This is a genomic window from Mesorhizobium sp. M0830 (genome assembly GCF_040319965.1).
GTDB lineage: Bacteria > Pseudomonadota > Alphaproteobacteria > Rhizobiales > Rhizobiaceae > Mesorhizobium.
Window position 1 is genome coordinate 41,538 of sequence record NZ_JAMYOR010000044.1, and the last position, 13,083, is coordinate 54,620.

The 13,083-nt window shown below is 62.5% G+C and carries 12 protein-coding genes and 2 tRNA genes; 3 read left to right on the top strand and 11 right to left on the bottom strand.

From position 1 onward, the window contains the following. The first annotated feature begins 191 nt into the window (after nucleotides 1–191). Entirely contained in the window at nucleotides 192–620 is a 429-nt protein-coding gene (locus NKI20_RS23225; RefSeq protein ID WP_023757703.1) for a L,D-transpeptidase, read from the top strand. Between the two features lie 70 nt (nucleotides 621–690). Here the strand turns inward: NKI20_RS23225 and NKI20_RS23230 are convergent, their stop codons facing one another. From NKI20_RS23230 to NKI20_RS23280, 11 genes are all read right to left on the bottom strand, one after another. Further along, a complete protein-coding gene (locus tag NKI20_RS23230; protein ID WP_023757702.1) occupies nucleotides 691–1,674 on the bottom strand; it encodes a lipid A biosynthesis lauroyl acyltransferase in 984 nt (327 codons plus the stop codon). Nucleotides 1,675–1,687: 13 nt separating this feature from the next. Then, nucleotides 1,688–2,716, bottom strand: a complete 1,029-nt coding sequence (locus NKI20_RS23235; RefSeq protein ID WP_352834716.1) for a zinc-binding dehydrogenase — start codon at nucleotides 2,714–2,716, stop codon at nucleotides 1,688–1,690. A gap of 36 nt (nucleotides 2,717–2,752) precedes the next feature. Then, complete coding sequence (locus NKI20_RS23240) at nucleotides 2,753–4,030, bottom strand: beta-ketoacyl-ACP synthase (protein WP_352834719.1); 1,278 nt, start codon at nucleotides 4,028–4,030, stop codon at nucleotides 2,753–2,755. A gap of 51 nt (nucleotides 4,031–4,081) precedes the next feature. Then, entirely contained in the window at nucleotides 4,082–5,272 is a 1,191-nt protein-coding gene (locus NKI20_RS23245) for a beta-ketoacyl-ACP synthase (protein ID WP_352604936.1), read from the bottom strand. A 55-nt stretch (nucleotides 5,273–5,327) separates the two neighbouring features. Continuing rightward, the gene (locus NKI20_RS23250; protein ID WP_023757698.1) at nucleotides 5,328–5,609 is read right to left on the bottom strand and encodes an acyl carrier protein; all 282 of its coding nucleotides are present in this window, start codon (nucleotides 5,607–5,609) and stop codon (nucleotides 5,328–5,330) included. Nucleotides 5,610–5,839: 230 nt separating this feature from the next. Continuing rightward, nucleotides 5,840–6,982 carry a slipin family protein gene (locus tag NKI20_RS23255; RefSeq protein ID WP_352834724.1) on the bottom strand — a complete coding sequence of 381 codons (1,143 nt, stop codon included), beginning with the start codon at nucleotides 6,980–6,982 and terminating at the stop codon, nucleotides 5,840–5,842. A 365-nt stretch (nucleotides 6,983–7,347) separates the two neighbouring features. Then, nucleotides 7,348–7,415, bottom strand: a tRNA-Asn gene (locus NKI20_RS23260). Nucleotides 7,416–7,417: 2 nt separating this feature from the next. Beyond that, a tRNA-Lys gene (locus NKI20_RS23265) sits at nucleotides 7,418–7,491 on the bottom strand. 226 nt (nucleotides 7,492–7,717) lie between these two features. Then, complete coding sequence (locus NKI20_RS23270) at nucleotides 7,718–8,266, bottom strand: histidine phosphatase family protein (RefSeq protein ID WP_352834727.1); 549 nt, start codon at nucleotides 8,264–8,266, stop codon at nucleotides 7,718–7,720. Nucleotides 8,267–8,362: 96 nt separating this feature from the next. Further along, complete coding sequence (locus NKI20_RS23275) at nucleotides 8,363–10,462, bottom strand: tetratricopeptide repeat protein (RefSeq protein ID WP_352834730.1); 2,100 nt, start codon at nucleotides 10,460–10,462, stop codon at nucleotides 8,363–8,365. Between the two features lie 26 nt (nucleotides 10,463–10,488). Then, the gene (locus NKI20_RS23280) at nucleotides 10,489–11,388 is read right to left on the bottom strand and encodes a caspase family protein (RefSeq protein ID WP_352834733.1); all 900 of its coding nucleotides are present in this window, start codon (nucleotides 11,386–11,388) and stop codon (nucleotides 10,489–10,491) included. Nucleotides 11,389–11,486: 98 nt separating this feature from the next. Between NKI20_RS23280 and NKI20_RS23285 the strand changes: the two genes are divergently transcribed. Both NKI20_RS23285 and NKI20_RS23290 read left to right on the top strand, forming a co-directional pair. Beyond that, entirely contained in the window at nucleotides 11,487–12,434 is a 948-nt protein-coding gene (locus tag NKI20_RS23285; protein ID WP_352834736.1) for an AEC family transporter, read from the top strand. Between the two features lie 225 nt (nucleotides 12,435–12,659). Then, a partial coding sequence (locus tag NKI20_RS23290) for an aldehyde dehydrogenase family protein (RefSeq protein ID WP_352834739.1) occupies nucleotides 12,660–13,083 on the top strand: 424 nt, incomplete at its 3' end.

The window sequence follows — 13,083 nt, forward strand, 5'->3', positions numbered from 1 at the left end:
TTGCAAGCCCACCGGTGACCAAGCCCGAGCGGCGTGTCGTTGCGGCAACTATTGCGGGAAATCGTTCAAATTGGCTGCTTTGGATTGGCGAATTGGTCAAGGAGTGTGTGTTACCCGGTTCACCTGCCATTAAAAAGGTGAAAACAACGTGATGGCAGGCAAGTAAGGGGCAATCAAAGGGGTTTGATCGCATGAAAAAGACAGTTCTCATGGCGGCCATTTTTGTCGCGATGCTGTTCGGTGCTTCGGGGCAGGGCTGGGCAGCCAGCCTCGTTGCAAACATAGACGTGTCGTCGCAGACGATGACGGTCAGATATGGCTTGTCGGTTTACCGGTGGAGCGTGTCCACCGCGCGTCCCGGTTATTTCACGCCGCGCGGCAGCTATAAGCCGCAGCGTACGGCACGGATGTGGTATTCGCGCAAATACCATATGTCGCCGATGCCATACTCCGTCTTCTTCCATGGCGGCTATGCCATCCACGGGACCGGTGCCGTCAGGCAACTCGGCCGCCCGGCGTCGCACGGCTGCGTGCGGCTGCACACGGCCAATGCCGCAACTTTCTATGCGATGGTGCGCGAAGTGGGTTTCGGCAACACGCGGATTGTCGTGACGAACTGAGGCGATCCTGAGTCGCTGAAGTCGGCATTATCGGCTGGTGTAGGACTAATCTCCCCGCCAGCGGCGAGGCTTAAGCGTTTGCGGCCGGAGCGGGCTTCGGCCGGCGCTTTCGTCGTCCGCCCCCAATCTCCCACCTTTTGTGGAACCACATCCACTGGCCGGGATCTTCGCGTACCCAGCGTTCGACCACGTCGTTGAGACGCTGGGTGGTGGCGCGGACATCAACGCTGCCGTCAGCGGTGCGCGGCAAGGTCAACTTGTCCTCGATCTCGAGCCGGAAGCGGTTGCCTGGCAGCCTGACGCAGCGCGCCGGATAGACGTCGCAGTCGTAGTGACGGGCAAGGGTGGCCAGCACCCGATTGCTTTGGCAGGGGCGGCCGAAGAATGTCGTATCCAGGCCGTTGGAGAATTTCTGATCGACAAGGATGCCGATGTTGCCGCCATTCTCCAGGACCCCAGCCAGCGCGAATGAGGCGCCGGCCATCGATGGCAGCAATGAGCCCATGGTCGAGCGGCGCGTTGAGAGGATGTAGTCGGCGAGATAGGGATTGTTGGGCGGCCGAAACAGCGCCGTGATGTTCATGCCGAAGGTCGCCGCCGCCACCGGCAGCAACTCGAAATTGCCGAGATGGCCGGTGAAAACGATATGCGGCTTCCGTTCACCTGCGATCTCGACGAAATGCTCTGTTCCCTTGACCTCGACGCGGCCGGGCTTGCTGGCCGCAGGATCGTAATCGAACAGGGCGTCGAGAAAGATGTATTCGGCGGCAAGACGGGCCATGTTGCCCCACATGTCGGAGGCGATCGCCTGGATTTCGGCTTCGCCCTTTTCCGGATAGGCCTTGCGCAGATTGTCGACGGCGACCTGATGGCGTCCCACCCAGGGGCCGATGCGGCGTGCGACGCGGTCGGCGAAATTCAGCGCACTGTCGGCCGGTAGCAGACGCAGGATCGAGATGATCATCATCGCCGCGCGCGCAACCAGCCAGTAGTTGAACTGGCGCAACTGCCTGCCGTAGCGAAATTTGAGATCCCGGCGAAACTTCTTGAACACAGAGGTCAAGGCTCTAGCCGACGCGCAGGATGATCTTACCGAACACGTCGCGGCCTTCCATGCGCTTCAGCGCGGCATCGATACCGTCGAAGTCGACTTCGGTGTCGATGACGGGTGCGACCTGTCCTGCCGCCATCTTCTGCATGGCGTTGGCCATGTTCTCCATGCGACAACCGAAGGAGCCGAGCAGTTTCAGTTGCTGCTGGAACAGCTGCATCAGGTTGATCTGCGTCGACACGCCGGAGGTCGAACCGCAGGTCACAAGGCGGCCGCCACGCTTCAGGCACAGCATCGAGGCGGCAAAAGTATCGGCGCCGACATGCTCGAAGACGACGTCAACGCCCTTCTTCTTGGTCAGCTTGCGCACGACTCCCTCGAAACGATCGTCACGGTAGTTGATGACATGGTCGGCGCCGAGCGCCTTGGCCTTGTCGATCTTGTCGTTCGAACCGACCGTGGTGATAACGGTGCAGCCCATCCGCTTCGCCAACTGGATAGCCGCCGAGCCGATGCCGGATCCGCCGGCATGGATGAGAATGGTCTCGCCGGGCTGCAGCCTGGCATTGTCGAACAGCATGTGCTCGACGGTGCCGAAGGTGACGGGCGCCACCGCGGCACCGACGTCGGTCACGCCGGGCGGTGCGGGGACCAGCAGGCGAGCCGGCAGGTTGATTTTCTCCTGCGCGAAGCCGTCGAGATGGAAACCGTGAACACCCGAAACATGCTCGCAAAGATTGTCTCGGCCTTCGCGGCAGGCTCGGCAAAGCCCGCAGGTGCGGGCACCATAGATCGACACCAATTGTCCGGGCAGCAGGCTGGAAACACCGGGGCCGACCGCTTCGACCTCGCCCGAAGCTTCCGCGCCGACGACCAGGGGAAGCTTGCGCTTGGCGAAGGCCATGCCGCGCCAGCCCCAGACGTCGATGTGGTTCAGCGCCACCGCCTTGATGCGCAGCGTGACTTCGCCGAGTGCCGGCGGTGGGGGAGGCGGCAGGTCCACCGTTTCAAGACGGCGGTCCTCGATAAGTTGCAATGCGCGCATGGGGCCTGTCGGTTCAGTCTGGCTGAAAAAGGTCGCTTAGACCGGTTCCCGCGCCATGACAAGGCAAGTGTTCTGGCCGCCGAAGCCGAAGGAGTTCGACAGAACCGTGCGAACCTCGGCATTGCGCTTCTTGTTCGGCACCACGTCGAGCACGATCGCGGGGTCCGGATTGTCGTAGTTGATGGTCGGCGGAATGACGCTTTCGCGCATCGTCATCAGCGAGAACGCCGCTTCGACTGCGCCCGCCGCCGACAAGGTGTGGCCGATCATCGACTTGTTCGACGAGACCGGCATCGAGCCGATCCGCTCGCCGAACACCGTCGACAGCGCCAGGTGTTCCATCTTGTCGTTTTCTGGTGTCGACGTGCCATGGGCGTTGACATAGTCGATCTCGGCTTCCCTCAGGCCGGCATCGGCGAGGGCAGTGCGAACCGCGGCGATGGCCGGCGAAGCGTCGGGCTTCGAACGGGTGCGATGGAAGTCGTCAGCCTTCTCGCCGCAACCGCCCAGGATACCGAGGATGGTCGCGCCGCGAGACAATGCCGCTTCGAGCGATTCCAACACGAGCGCCCCGGATCCCTCGGCCAGCACGAAGCCGTCGCGGTCCTTGGAGAAAGGCTTCGATGCCTTTTCGGGAATGTCGTTGTGCGTGGAGAGCGCCGAAAGCAATGAGAATCGGATCAGTGCCTCGGCGGTGGCAGAGCCATCGGCGCCGATCGACAGCGCGCGTTCGCATTCGCCGCGTCTAATCGCCTCGACACCGAGCTGAATCGCGGTGGCACCCGAAGCGCAAGCCGTCGACAGGGTGATCGGCAGGCCGCGTGTGCCGAGGCGTTCGGCAAGGCGGTCGGCAATCGAACCGAACTGAGTCGTCTCGAAGATATCCAGCTCTTTCAAGCTGCGCGCCACCCGAAGCAGTTTTTCGGCGGCGGTGTCATCTTTGTCCTTGCCGGAATTGTAGAGCGAGAAGCGCTCGGCCCAATCGAGTTCGACCGGTGGCGAGGCGAGGAAGAGCGGTCCGCCGAAATCGCTGGAATCAAGACCGGCTTCGGCCACCGCTTCAAGGCCCGCAAGCTCGGCCAACTTGTATGTGAGGGGGCTGGCGCCCTGCGAACTCGACGGCAGGAAATCGACCATGCCGGAGATGCGGGTGTTCAGTTGATCGATCGGAAAGCGCGTGATCGGGTGGATGCCTGACTTTCCCGAGGTCAACGCCGCCCAATTGTCTGTCTTGCCGACACCAAGCGAGGTCACCACGCCGATGCCGGTGACGGCGACAATCGGCCTGCCCATGTGATCGTTCAGATTGGCCATCCGGGAGTTCTCGACTTCTTATCGTTGCAGCATGGATTGCGGAGCGCCGTCTCAGGCGGTGTTGACCAGCGCCATGCCCTCGAATTGGTGATAGCCGACCGCCGTTGCAAGGACAGTTGCGGGAACGCCTTCGAACGGCTTCTCGGCTGCGGCATCAAAAACAGGATAGGCGGCCCTGCGGTGGACAGCGAGAGCCGCCAGCGCTACGGCGAAGGGAAACTGTGCTTCCTTCATGTGTCCGGTCAGCGTCGAGAAACCGCGCGCTGATATCGCCGGATTGGCATCGAGTGCTGCTTTCTCGGCTGATGTCGCGGCATGGGCGCCCGATGCGCCCGACAGGGCCAGCAATTTGCCGTTCGGCAATACAGCCTGCTTGAGCAGCGCGGCGATCGCCATATCGAGTTCTCCTCGCTGCCGCCTGGCGCGGCCGGAGACCACCGGCCCGAGCTCGGCATAGATTTTGCGCCCACGGCTTATCGCGTGTTCGCGCTGCTCCAGCACCAGGAAAGCGCCGCCAGACCCGGTCACGACGCCGCCGCCCTCGCCACCCTGTCTTTGCCAGACGGGTTTCCACGGGCCGCGATGCAAATAGCCGGCAAGCTCATAGCCCAGCAGCATGTCGGAATGTTCGGTCTGGAAGGCGCCGCCGACCAGGATGTGCGTCGACTGGCCGGAACGGATGCGTGCGGCGGCGGTCTCGACGGCGGCGACGCCGGCACCTTCCTCACCCATGAAAGTTCTGGACGATCCCGTCACCTTGTGGACGATGGAGATGTTGCCGGCGAGCAGGTTGGAGAGTTGGGCCAGGAACAAAGTAGGCCGCAATTCGGTGGTCAGCTTCTCGTTGAGCAGCACGTCGCGGTCGTTGCGGCTTTCCGAAGCGGCGAGAATGGCAGCATCGACCGCCTCGTCGCGCTCGCCGCCACCGGCGGCGACGACCATGTCCATGGTTGTGCAGAGTTCGTCATTGCCCTTGATGCCGGCGTCGTCCAGTGCAAGTCCCGCGGCATAGGTGCCAAGCCTCTGCCAGGTTTCCATCTGGCGCTGGTCGCCACGCTTGGCGATCTGCAGGTTCCAGTCAATCTCCGGCAAAGGATGGATAGTGTAGGGCGAAAAGCGCGCGGTTTCGAGCACCGGTTCCAGGCCCGGCTGCGCGAGCTTCTGCCAATGGGCGTCCGGACCTTCCCCCAAGGAGGAGACCAGGCCGATACCAGTGATGATGACGTCGCGGGGGCTGCTCATGGGCGGCTTTGTGGGTCAGGCGGCAGAGCGCGTCAAGGCGCGCGCTCAACTGACGTCAGGCGGTTTTGGCGGCGACCAGTGCGTCGATCTTGGCGCACAAGTTCTTCATGACGAAGTAATCGTCGGTCGAAGCCTTGCCGTCATTGACCTCCTGGGTCCACTTTTCAAGCGGCACCTTGATGCCGAATTCCTTGTCGATGGCGAAGACGATATCGAGGAAATCGAGGCTGTCGATGCCGAGATCGTCGATCGTGTGGCTCTCCGGGGTGATGGTGTCGAGATCGATCTCGCTGGTGTCGGCAATGATCTTGGCGACTTTGTCGAACGTGCTGGACAAGGGCTTTTCCTTCGGTTGCGGGCGGAATCTGTCCGCATCTAGTTTCGGCGCTGTCTAATCGGTTTTTCCCGGCAGGAAAAGGCCTCATACGCCGGGCGCAGATGAGAACCCGCTCTGCAAAGGCAAGAAGGGCCCCCGGCTGACCGGCGGCCCTTCCCCTGACGTAACGTCAGCTATTGTTTCGATGCAGGTCGCTTTCCCAAGCAGGAACCAGTCTTGGGCGGCATGCATCAGCTGTCGCGGAGCTTGACCAGGTCGTTGAGCAGTCCGCCCGTACCGTTGTGGACGGTCAGCCGCTCGACCTTGTCGGCGATGGTTTCCAGAGCCTCGAGCTCCTTCAGCCGCAGCATTACCGGGTTTTCCGCCATCACCCTGGCCGTGTTGAGCAGCGAACGCGTGGCGTTCGTCTCCTCGCGGCGACGGATGATGTTGGCCTCGGCCTGCTTTTCGGCCGACACCACCTGGTTGAGGATCTCGCGCATCTCGCCCGGCAGGATGACATCCTTGAGAGCGATATCGCTGACCTCCACTCCGATCTCGGCCATATCGGCGCGAACCTTGGCCGCCGCCTCCTCGTCGATCGTCACCTTCTTTTCAAGGATCTGGTCGAGCGTCAGCGCGCCAAGCGTCTTGCGGAAGGCGTACTGCAGGGCGCGGTAGAGGGCTTCGGAGAAGTCCTTCACCATGCTCACCGCCTTGACCGGGTCGATGACCCGGTATTCGGCTGATATGTTGACGCGGATCGTCACGCGATCCTTGGTCAGCACTTCCTGCCCGGCAACATCGAGCGACTGGCGCTTGAGGTCGACGACCTTGATCTGCACCATGCGTCCGACGTTCCAGAAGCCATGCACGCCCGCCGTCAGCGTCCTGACCTGGACACCGTCGATGAACAGCAGTCCGGCCTGACCGTCGACGACCGGATGGACGGACATCAATTCCGTCTTCCGGGCCTGGCCGAGCCGGCGCATGACCGCCGCATCGATCGCGAGGTCGACCGATGTGTCGATCAGCGTCACCTTCCACGGACCGGCATCCGTCCACAGCACCAGCTTGCGATCCGGCGCCAGAACGGCGTGCAAATTGCCGTCACGCTCGATGACGGCGACATCCGTGCGCCCGGTACGAACGACGGTGAAATGACGCGCGGCCACATCCGGGAGCTTGTCGAACAACGCCTTCTCGTACGCCGAAACGAATTCCGGGTTCTTCAGATCGTGCCGGGACACTTCGAGGCTGCCGCGCCGGTTGGCGAGCCAATGTTCGCCCGGCATCAGGACAGCCTTGATCTCACCCTTGTGCAGGGTGAGGGCACGTTCGTTTTCCCTTACGAGGACGCGCTCGCGTCCAAGAACCTTGTCGAGAACAGTCATTGTCTTACTCCTGTCGGGCATGGCCCCATGCGAGGCGTCAAGTCATGCGTCGATCTTCCCTTCGTTTCTCGTTTCACATCGTCTTGCGTCATCGTCCGGGCACGAATGATCCGGGGACTGGTGGCATCAATCCGCGGCGGGCCTGCGAGAGCGGATCGCGGGGCAGCGAAGCGGGCGCCGGAGGCCTTGGCCTCCCTTGCCGGCGACACTGCGCCTTGATCGTCACCGCGGGCCTGGCCGCGAGCCGATGGCGAAGACTCTCGGGATGGTCCGTGCCCGAGGGCCTGGGCCATCCGTCCAGTCTTTCGCGTTCCAGTCCCCGGACCGTTTTCAGATAACACCTGGTAGGGTGCTGGCTTATCAGGCCAATGGAGAAGGAATCGAACCTTCGACAGTCAGATTAACAATCTGATGCTCTTCCAGCTGAGCTATCCGTGGTGCAGACGACGGGACTCGAACCCACAACCTCCGGATAAAGTCCGGCGCTCTCCCAGTTGAGCTACATCCGCGATCCCAATCCCCAAAGCGGCGCCGTATACAGGGCGGCAAAGCCGCCTGCACGGGCGGAGACGAAAGCTCCAACCGTTGTGCTCGCTTCGGTTCTCGTGACCGGGAGCGCGCCTATAGCCCCTGCGACGGGTTGTCGCAAGCGGCATTGTCGCGGCCAATTTGCGGCTTCTTTCAATGGTGGCATTTCGGCAACACCGATCCAATGCTGAAGGGAGCGTCGGAACTTCAGAAGGTGACGCGGCCGAGCACGCGCAGGCCATCGCCTTGCGGTTCGACGACCACGGCCTCGCCTTCGCGGGGCGAAACGCCGGTCAGAGCCACGATGTCTTCCAGATGGGTGACCATGACCAGATTGTCGGAGCCGGAATAGGCACGGATTTCCTTGATGATGGCCGCGATCTGCGCCGCCTTCTGGGTCTCATCGCCTTTCAGGAGATCAAGCGGCGCGAAGAGCTCCGGCTCGGCCTCGAAAGCGGTGCGCGCGGTGTCCAGACAACGGCAGTAGCGGCTCGACAGCACGCGCTCGATGGGTGCCGCGCGTGCCGCAAACAAGGCGCCGATCTTGCTCGCCTGCTGCTTGCCGCGCGCCGACAGGTTCATCTGGGTAGCGCAGTTGTCGATGTCGAAATTGGCCGGATCGGTGGTGCCGGTGACCATGGCATGGCGCAGCAGCACGACATGGCCGCCATCGCGCAACAGCGCCCAGCCTGCATCGGTAGCGTGAGCCACGCGGGGAACAACCAGCAGGAATAACGCCAAGGCAAATCGAATCATCCGCTATCCTTCTCCGGTTCCCGGCAAAGGGTTCCGGTGACAGGACATATAGGGACGTAAAGCCAGCCGAAAGACAAGGCGCGGTCGGGCGAAGCCCTACTTCTTGGCCATCTGCTTCTTCGCCAGATTGATTTTCTGGTCGGTCAACGAAATGGGCATCGTGTAGCCGGCTTCGGTAAACCCCCGCTTGGCGTTCTCGAAGAATTCGATGGCTTTCAGATATTCCAGCTTACCCGCGCCGTAACTGGCGTGGTTCCAATGGACGTCGCCGAGGTTGTTCTGTTCGAACGCCCACTGCAAGGGCTGACTCTCGCGGGTGAATACCTTCAGCGTCGCCGTGAAGGCGGCCTCCGCGTCATTGAGGTATTTGTCCGTGCGTTCGAGATTGCCGAGGTTGAGCAGACTCATGCCTATGCCGTTCTGGGCGTTGGCCCAATCGATGGGGGCGGCTTCGATAGTCAGCACCTCAAGCGCTGCGCGCCGGGCCGCGATTGAATCCTGCAGGGTTTTGGAATTGGCATCGCTCATGCTCAGCCAGTGCAGCGCCGACCCGAGACCGGCCTCACTCAGCGCCCATTGCCGCGGGTTCGTCTCGCGCTTGTACTCGCGCAACGCATCGCGATAGGCGGCGATGGCCTCGCCGTAATGTTCGGGCTTGTCCGTGACGCTGCCGAGAAGCTGCAGCGTGTTGCCGAGATTGTAGTGGCTCATCGCCCAGTCGAGGGGGAATTTTCGCCTGACATAGACCTGCCGCGCGGCCTGGAAGGCGTTCACCGATTGCTCGAGCTTGGCTGCGTCGCGGGTGCGCTGGCCAAGCGTCTGGTAGATCGAGCCGAGATTGTTCTGCGCCGACGCCCAGTCCATCGGGAAACGCTGCCGGGTAAACACCGTCAGAGCATCGTCATAGGCCGCCGCTGCCTCTTCGAGTGCGCTGGTTCCCATATCGAAGCGGGCGACACCGCTCAGTGCGTTGCCGAGATTCAGCCGGCTGGTTGCCCACGACACCGGGAAGGTTTCGCGGGTTCGCACCTCGAGCGCGGCACGGAATGCATCGGCCGCCTTGTTGATCGTTGCGTTGTCGTTGAGCTGGATGCCAAGCGACACAAGCGTGTTGCCGAGATTGTTCTCGACCATCGCCCATTCCACCGGCGCTTTTTTGCGGGTGTATTCCTCGAGCGCGAGCCGGTAGGCGGCTTCGGCTTGCGTCAGATGCTCGCTAGTGGGTTCGCGTTCGGAAAGCGCATAGAGCGCCAGACCGAGATTGTTTTGCGAAGCCGCCCAGTCGAGCGGCACCTTGTCGCGCGGGTGCTTCTCGAGTGTGGCGCGCATCGCCACCACCGCTTCATTCAGGCGCTTCGGATCGCTCTCGCGTTCGCCGACTTTCAACAGCACATTGGCCAGGTTGTTCTGCGCGGCGGCCCAGTTGAGATCGTCCTTCTCGCGCTCGAACACGACAAGGGAATCGCGAAAGATCCGTGCTGCCTCTTCAAGGCGCGCGGTCTCCGTCTCGCGCTCGCCGATGGTCTGCAGCACCACCGCCATGTTGTTGCGGGTGATCGCCCAGTCGCGATTCTGTTCGCCATTGGGGATGAAGTTCAGGATGACGCGATAGGAGTCGATGGAGTGCTGCAGCGCATCGAGGTCACCGGTGGCGTAGCCGTAAGCGTTCAGCGCCTCGGCTTCCTGGTTCTTGTAGTTCCAGCGCAGCTTGTCGTCCCATTTTTCCGTCAGCGAAAACGCCTTGGCATAGTCGCCGGCGGCGGATTTGTAGTCGAAGACAAGTGCCGAGGCACCGGCGCGCCTGGCGTAGATCGCGGCATCGGCAAGACGCTTCTGCTTGACGAGATCCTCGGCCTCATCAACCGCATCGTTGGTCTGCTCGACCCGGCCGACGGCGTCGTCGAGGAATTTCCGCGCCGTCACGATGGCGCCCTGGCCGATCGCCTTGTCGGCGGAGGCGACCAGCCGTTTGATCTCCGGATCGTCGGTGCGCAGCGCGGCGCGCTCGGACATCATCTTCTTCAGGCGTTCGGCCTGGGCGTCGAGCACCTTTTGCAGGTCGGTCGGATCTTCGGGGATTTTTTCCGTGCCTAGCGCCTTCAGGACGCCATAGAGCGCGTCGAGCGGCACGTCTTCCTGCAGCGAGGCCAGTTCCACCTGTGCCCGTTTCGGGTCGGGTAGCTCGGAAATCGTCAACAGCAGCTGGCGTCGTTCGCCGGTGATCAGCCCGTCGTCGCCGGTCGGTTCCGCTGGTGCGACGCCGAATAGAGCAGCCGGCGTAGGCTTTCATTGACCCAGGGACGCTGTTTTGCCTTGGTGTCGAGATAGACCTCTTCGGTCACCATGCGCATGACCGAGCCGAACTCGGTGCCCTTCATCGCCGCGAGGTGGCGCAGCAGGGCGGCCGCGTAGGGGCTGTTTTCGCCGGCGGCGCCATCGAGCGCCGGACGGCCCGGCTCGGCGGCAAAGCCGACCACCGTGCCCAGGCTTTCGTCGGCCGTCGGCGCATTGCCGAGCGCCTTGGCGCCGCGCACCGGCTCCAGGCCGCCGGCACCGATCGGCGAGGCGGAGGCGGTCGGGGCGTGCCGCACCGCGGCGCCCGCGGGAAACGGGTTAGTGCGGCATGCATCGAGCAGCACGATCGTCACCGGCACGGTCGTTTTCAGCGCGTCCATGACGGCGGATATCGGCACCAATGCCTTGTCGGCATCTCTGAGTGACGACACGTCGGCATCGACCGGAACCAGATAGTTCTCGCCGCCGGCCTCGATGCCGTGACCGGAATAATAGATGAAGGCGACATCTGCACCTTCGGCATCTTCCGTGAAACGCTCCAGGTCGCGCTTCAGCTTGGCGGCGTCGCGATCGGTGACGCTGCGGGCGTCGAAGCCGAGATCAGTCAGCATCTTGGCCATGTCGCGGGCGTCATTGGCCGGGTTGGGGAGGGGGGCGATGTGCTCGTATTTCGACTGGCCGATGATCAGCGCCACGCCCTTGAGGTTCTTGGTTTCCGCGGCCTGAGCCATACCAATCCCGAGGCAAAGCAGCGCGGCGACGAGAGCTGCCAACCGTCGGACAAGATTGCCGTTCCAAGTGCCGACAAAGGCCATTTGTCGTTTCATCCGCCCGATGCTTCAAACCCTCTATAAGCCTGCCAGCCGACGATGATCAAATTCGGGCGCGATTGCGCCGCGACCATGGCTCGCCTATCACGGGAAAAATGTCTCCGCTCACCGAAACCGTCCTTTTTGTCTTCAGTCTTGTCGCGCTCGGCTATCTCGCCGGGTTTACCGGCTATCTGAAGCCGGCGAGCGGCGAGGGCATAGCCGATTTTGCGGTGAGCGTAGCGATGCCGCTGCTGTTGTTCCAGACCATGGTGAACGCGGATTTCCACGGAGTGGCACCTTGGTCGCTGTGGGGAGCCTATTTCGCGGCCGTGGCAATCACCTGGGCCGCCGGGCATCTCGTCACCACGCGGATATTCGGGCGAGATGCACGCGCCGGCGTCGTCGGCGGAGTTTCGTCGGCCTTTTCCAATATCGTGCTGCTCGGCGCCCCCTTTATCCTCGGCATATTCGGAGCGGATGGTTTCGAGGTACTGTCGTTGCTGGTGTCAGTGCATCTGCCGATCATGCTGATGGCCTCGATCGTGTTGTTCGAAGCCTTCGGCCGCGCCAGCGGCGAGCCGGTGCATCCGTTGCGCATTATCCATAGCTTCCTCAAGCGGCTTTTCATGAATCCGTTGATCATCGGCATTCTGGCAGGACTTGCATGGCGCATCACAGGTGCGCCGCTGCCTGATGTCGCCATGCGCCTGGTCGATGCATTGGCCGGTACGGCGGGGCCGGTGGCGTTGTTCGCCATGGGGCTCAGCCTGCGCCGCTTCGGCATTTCGGGCAATATCAGGCCGGCGCTGGTGCTTTCGGCGTTGAAGCTGTTCCTGATGCCGGCGTTGGTCCTCGCCTTCGTCTGGCTGCTCGGCCTGCCGCCCTTGACGGCCAAGGTGGCGGTGATGGTTGCCGCGATGCCATCCGGCGTCAATTCCTATCTGATCGCGGTGCAGTTCAACACGGGCCAGGCGTTGGCGTCGAACCAGATGACCATCGCGACCGCCTGCGCCGCCATCACCACCGCTTTCTGGCTGACGGTGGTGCTCCACGTTTTCTGATACGATGTGTGCCGATTTTCGGGCGATGCCCGCCTGCGATCGGCATCTCATAAGCGAGCCTGCTCTCGCCTCCGACTGGCCCAACCCCTATATGCCATGTAGCGATTGCTTGCGGGCCTTGCCCTAGGTAAAGAGCAATGGCTCCGGCGTTCGGGCTTCAGTCCATGGCGCGCGCTCACCGAAGACTTCACAGACCGGCCGTCAGTGCCGAACGGAGGATAGACCATGCTTCAGAAAACCAGCCATTTCATGCGGCAGGCCAATCTCATCAACGGCGAATGGGTGCAGGCCGACAGCGGCCAGACGGTCGACGTCAACAATCCGGCCACCGGCCTCAAGATCGGCACTGTACCGAAGTCGGGCAAGGCCGAGACCCGCCGCGCCATCGAAGCCGCCGCAGAAGCTTTCAAGAGCTGGCGCAAGACGACTGCGCTCGAGCGCTCGAAACTGCTGCGCAAGTTGCACGACGCGATGATGGACAACCAGGACGTGCTGGCCGAGTTGCTGACCATCGAGCAGGGAAAGTCGCTGTTCGAATCGAAGGGCGAGATTGGCTCGGCCGCGTCCTATGTCCTGTGGTTCGCCGAGGAAGGTCGCCGCACCTATGGCGACGTGGTACCATCGCCGTGGGCGGACCGCCGCATCCTGG

Bases quoted from the DNA above. Each gene is read 5' to 3' on its own strand.
- NKI20_RS23245 (WP_352604936.1), bottom strand. From the start codon at position 5,272: ATGAGCAGCCCCCGCGACGTCATCATCACTGGTATCGGCCTGGTCTCC.
- NKI20_RS23270 (WP_352834727.1), bottom strand. From the start codon at position 8,266: ATGATTCGATTTGCCTTGGCGTTATTCCTGCTGGTTGTTCCCCGCGTG.
- NKI20_RS23255 (WP_352834724.1), bottom strand. From the start codon at position 6,982: ATGACTGTTCTCGACAAGGTTCTTGGACGCGAGCGCGTCCTCGTAAGG.
- NKI20_RS23280 (WP_352834733.1), bottom strand. From the start codon at position 11,388: ATGAAACGACAAATGGCCTTTGTCGGCACTTGGAACGGCAATCTTGTC.
- NKI20_RS23225 (WP_023757703.1), top strand. From the start codon at position 192: ATGAAAAAGACAGTTCTCATGGCGGCCATTTTTGTCGCGATGCTGTTC.
- NKI20_RS23285 (WP_352834736.1), top strand. From the start codon at position 11,487: ATGTCTCCGCTCACCGAAACCGTCCTTTTTGTCTTCAGTCTTGTCGCG.
- NKI20_RS23240 (WP_352834719.1), bottom strand. From the start codon at position 4,030: ATGGCCAATCTGAACGATCACATGGGCAGGCCGATTGTCGCCGTCACC.
- NKI20_RS23235 (WP_352834716.1), bottom strand. From the start codon at position 2,716: ATGCGCGCATTGCAACTTATCGAGGACCGCCGTCTTGAAACGGTGGAC.